Raw genomic sequence first — 4,276 nt, 5'->3', positions numbered from 1 at the left:
CGGCTGCAGGCGGCGCAGCTGATAGGGGAAATCGGCAACCAGGCGGCGGACATCGCGCGCACGGAGGGGCAGATAAGGGCCACGAATGCTGGTAAGGCGGAGCTGGCCGCGAAGGATATCAGAGAGCCGGGCGAAGGCGCGCCGAAGGCGGATTGGGCTGACTACAACAAAGCGCTGGCCGCAACGGGCAGCTATAAAGCCGCCGCGGCGCCTTTTGGCACCGGCAGCGCCCTGCAGCAGGGTATTCAGGCGGCGACGGCGGCGGTGCAGGGCCTGGCGGGAGGCAGCCTGGCGCAGGCGGTAACGGGCGCGGCGGCACCCTACCTGGCAGAGGTTATTCATAACCAGACGCTGAACGCGGACGGTTCGGTAAACGTGCAGGCGAACCTGATGGCGCACGCGGTGGTGGGTGCGGTGACGGCTTACGCGGCAGGGAACAGCGCGCTGTCGGGGGCGTCGGGCGCAGCGATGGGCGAGTACATCGCACAGCAGATGTATCCGGGCACTGACCGCAGCGACCTGACGGAGACGCAGCGCCAGACCATCAGCGCGCTNGCGATGGGCGAGTACATCGCACAGCAGATGTATCCGGGCACTGACCGCAGCGACCTGACGGAGACGCAGCGCCAGACCATCAGCGCGCTGGGGACGCTGGCGGCGGGCCTCGCGGGCGGGGTAGCGGGCGACAGCACGGCGGGCGCGGTGGCGGGCGCGCAGGCGGGGAGGAATGCGGTTGAGAATAACTCGCTGTCCGGTGACCAGGCGCGTGCCACGGTGAAACAGGCAGCTGAATCGCTGAAAGAACAGGTCAGGGACAAGCTGGGTAATGGTACGACCTCTGCCATCGCAAACACCATCATTGGTACTATAGCAAATACCAGTGAGTCGGCATTAGGTGGCGTAGATTACGTAGCGGATGCTGCAATGGCGCTGGCGGCCTGTGCAACCGGAGACAGCTACTGTAGTAAAGCGTTAAGCGACCTGACCGGGAAGAACCAGGCGGTAGCCGACAGCGTGAAAGCGCTGCTGAAAAGTGAAACCTGGTCGGCAGTGGCAGACACGGTAAAACAGGCAGCGGACGGGAATCAGCTTGCACTGGAAGCGACGGGCGGGATGCTGGCCGGGATTATATTGCCGGGTAAGAAAGTTCCGGGAGTCGGAAACCGTATTGAAACGGTGCTTAAAGCTGAAAAGAATTGGGAAATAGCTAGAAATAAAGCCATAAATATGGTCGGTGATTTAGGTCTTGATTCAAAGCCTGTTATTGGTCGGTTAGAAGTGAGTGCTGGCAATGGAAAAGTTATTGGTCGTCAATCCAGTAATGGCAAGTTAGGTTGGCGTGTTGATTATGACCCAGAGAAAGGGACTCACATTAATACATGGGATTATTCGAAAGGTAAAGGACCTGGTAAAGCAGTTAAAATAGTCATACCTTTTGAAGGTAATGAAAAGGTTTTTGAAACTATATTGAAACAATTAAATAGGTAGAAATAATGACTTTATTTGATGAGTGTAAAGAAGCATTGTTTTCTGATTTTCATTTGGTTATCGGCGATGAGGAGAATAAAGCTATTGACTTACTTAATAAATACCCTATTGCCCCAGGGGGGGTTGTATGGAATGAGATAGAACATAGTGATTATGATAATTTGTATGATGTATTGAACGTAAGCATAGTAAAAAATAAAGGCGTATTTGTCTTGGCAGATGATGCTGGTATACCGATATTTAGGACGAATATTAAGCTGATTGCTGAAAATGTCTATGATGTTACGGCATTGTCACCAAAATTATTTATTTATAATAATGAAATTATAATACAACCTTTATTCCCATCCGAGAGGTTTCGTGTTGGGTCAAGACCTGGACGTTCGTGACGGGAGGCAGCCTGACGCAGGCGGTAACGGGCGCGGCGGCACCGTATCTGGCAGAGGTTATTCATAACCAGACGCTGAACGCGGACGGTTCGGTAATCGTGCAGGCGAACCTGATGGCGCACGCGGTGGTGGGAGCGGTGACGGCTTACGCGGCGGGAAACAGCGCGCTGTCGGGGGCGTCGGGCGCGGCGATGGGCGAGTACATCGCACAGCAGATGTATCCGGGCACTGACCGCAGCGACCTGACGGAGACGCAGCGCCAGACCATCAGCGCGCTNGCGATGGGCGAGTACATCGCACAGCAGATGTATCCGGGCACTGACCGCAGCGACCTGACGGAGACGCAGCGCCAGACCATCAGCGCGCTGGGGACGCTGGCGGCGGGCCTCGCGGGCGGAGTAGCGGGCGACAGCACGGCGGGCGCGGTGGCGGGCGCGCAGACGGGGAGGAATGCGGTTGAGAATAACAACCTGAGCGGCCTGGACGGGTTCGGCAGCGGCTTCTGGAATAATGTTCAGGCTCAGGGTTCACTGGTAAACAATACCAACCTTACGGTTGAAACGGGCAAAGTGTTGAATCCGGCATCACCAGAGCAAATTAAGTATGCCTCTGACAAGCTGGTGACGGGTGATTTGCCTGTCGGACAGAATGCGGCAACCGGCTTATTGACGGCATGGGGTGCAGGCGCAACTACGATTGTGGCACCTGTTCTGTTACCAGCTACAGCAACGGCGGGAAGTGTTATCGGTGCAGGCGCAATCGGTGGTTCGGCTAATGTGTTTAATCAGCTGAACAGCGGGGGACCATTCAGTGCCACTGATGCACTTATCGCCACAGGTATCAGCGGAGTAACTCAGGGGAAAGGATTCTGGTTTACGGAAGCAGCGAGTATTACCGGAGCGTATGCGGGGGCTAAGTTGCAGGGGAAAGATACGCTTCCGGCTGTGGTTGGTGCTGGTTTTGGTACAGCGGTTGGTGCAGCAGGCGGTAAAGCTTTAGAGGTTGGAAATAAATACTTCCCTCTAGTCTCAGATAAAACAGCCGGTATGGCCGGAGCCATTGGTGGTTCTGTCGCCAGTGAAATTACTGGTAGTAAAACCGAAAGTAAGCTGAAAGAAGCGGGAGATAATAAATGAAAAAGCGTAATTATGGGTTAACAACATTGCTGATTTTATTATTATCCTTCGTCACTATTATGACTCTTGTCGTTTTATCCGGATGTTTATGCGCTGCATTTTTAGTTTATTTAAAAAATGGAACTTTTATTTTGGGCTGGCAGGAAGACGTGCTTTTCTCAATTGAAAGGGGCTTTATAACAGGTATGCCTGTTGGTGCTGGCATCTGGATCTTGTCCAAGTTCAAAGGAAACAAAGAAAAAGAAGGACCCCCATAAGATCCCTAAAGATCTAACTCCGGCGCAGACCGGGGTTCTCTTCTCTGCCGATCACACCTCAGCCAGCCGGATAATCAACGGCCCCACTTCCGGATTTACCTAAATCTTCTGCCCGCTCGTAAAGCCTAGCGCCTCCAGCCAGCGGCCATTAATGGTGAGCTGCGGCAGCGGGTTCGCCTCGCCCCTGTTAGCCCGGTATCAGACTTTATAATAATGTACGGCGGTTGTGACCGTGCGGGTCCCTGATTTATGATGCGTATCAGCCATAATTAACTCCTAATCAGTTAGTTGTGGTCAGCGAGCTGGGAGTACGAACACCTCAGTGCCGATTCTGTTAACTACTCCGTTTTAACAATCACATTATCCAGCATCTCAGCAACAAACTTCTGTTTTGTCATGGGCATCTGCCGGATCATATCGATCTGCTGCTCCAGCTATGATGCCGGACCATGCTTCGCCGTTCGTCTGGCCGGTCGACCTGACGGTGCAGGGCAGCCAGCTGCAGGCGGGCAGAGACCTGCTGCTGTCGGCGAACCGGGATCTGAACCTGCTGTCGGCCGCGAACACCTCGTCGCTGGAGGGTAAAAACGAGAGCCACGGCGGCACGGCGGGCGTGGGGATCGGCGCGGGTCAGGGCGGCTGGGGCATCAGCGTTTCTGCCAGCGCAAATAAGGCAAAAGGCAGCGAACAGGGCAGCGGCGTCACCCATACTGAAACGCAGGTGAGCGCGGGCCGTGAGGTGACGCTGATAAGCGGGCGCGACACCACGCTTCAGGGCGCGCAGGTGAGCGGCGAAAAAATCAGGGCGGACGTGGCGCGCAACCTGACGCTGACGAGCGAGCAGGACAGCGACCGCTACGACTCGAAGCAGCAGAGCGCCAGCGCCGGGGGCAGCTTCACCTTCGGGTCGACGACCGGCTCGGCGAACGTGAACCTGAGCCGGGATAAGATGCACAGCACCTGGCAGAGCGTGGAGGAGCAGACCGGCCTGTTCGCGGGGAAAGGC

3 protein-coding genes and 4 pseudogenes are annotated in these 4,276 nt (G+C 55.5%); 5 read left to right on the top strand and 2 right to left on the bottom strand.

The window, feature by feature from the left end:
• The 4 genes and pseudogenes from F3I15_RS18235 to F3I15_RS18085 all read left to right on the top strand — a co-directional run.
• Nucleotides 1-1,488 (top strand): VENN motif pre-toxin domain-containing protein (locus F3I15_RS18235; RefSeq protein WP_190315069.1); only part of this gene is annotated, 1,488 nt, incomplete at its 5' end.
• Nucleotides 1,489-1,493: 5 nt separating this feature from the next.
• A complete protein-coding gene (locus F3I15_RS18095; RefSeq protein WP_150018831.1) occupies nt 1,494-1,877 on the top strand; it encodes a hypothetical protein in 384 nt (127 codons plus the stop codon).
• Nucleotides 1,878-1,903: 26 nt separating this feature from the next.
• A pseudogene (locus F3I15_RS18090) lies at nt 1,904-3,013 on the top strand (VENN motif pre-toxin domain-containing protein); the annotation flags it as partial.
• Nucleotides 3,010-3,270 (top strand): immunity protein, encoded by a 261-nt coding sequence (locus F3I15_RS18085; protein ID WP_150018827.1) that lies wholly within the window; start codon nt 3,010-3,012, stop codon nt 3,268-3,270. The pseudogene F3I15_RS18090 and the gene F3I15_RS18085, both read left to right, overlap by 4 nt.
• A 99-nt stretch (nt 3,271-3,369) precedes the next feature.
• Here F3I15_RS18085 and F3I15_RS18080 read toward each other — a convergent pair.
• Both F3I15_RS18080 and F3I15_RS18395 read right to left on the bottom strand, forming a co-directional pair.
• Nucleotides 3,370-3,537, bottom strand: a pseudogene (locus F3I15_RS18080) (SymE family type I addiction module toxin).
• A gap of 71 nt (nt 3,538-3,608) precedes the next feature.
• Nucleotides 3,609-3,749: pseudogene (locus tag F3I15_RS18395) on the bottom strand (transcriptional regulator); the annotation flags it as partial.
• Here F3I15_RS18395 and F3I15_RS18075 point away from each other — a divergent pair.
• A pseudogene (locus F3I15_RS18075) lies at nt 3,746-4,276 on the top strand (hemagglutinin repeat-containing protein); the annotation flags it as partial. The pseudogenes F3I15_RS18395 and F3I15_RS18075 sit on opposite strands and share 4 nt — an antisense overlap.

This window comes from Pantoea sp. M_9, assembly GCF_008631385.1.
GTDB lineage: Bacteria > Pseudomonadota > Gammaproteobacteria > Enterobacterales > Enterobacteriaceae > Pantoea > Pantoea eucrina.
Note: the sequence above shows the minus strand (reverse complement) of the source record. Positions and strands in the feature narration are given on the sequence as shown.

What these genes read in the sequence shown, in the direction of transcription:
- F3I15_RS18095 (WP_150018831.1), top strand. Translation starts at nt 1,494, where the DNA reads ATGACTTTATTTGATGAGTGTAAAGAAGCATTGTTTTCTGATTTTCAT.
- F3I15_RS18085 (WP_150018827.1), top strand. Translation starts at nt 3,010, where the DNA reads ATGAAAAAGCGTAATTATGGGTTAACAACATTGCTGATTTTATTATTA.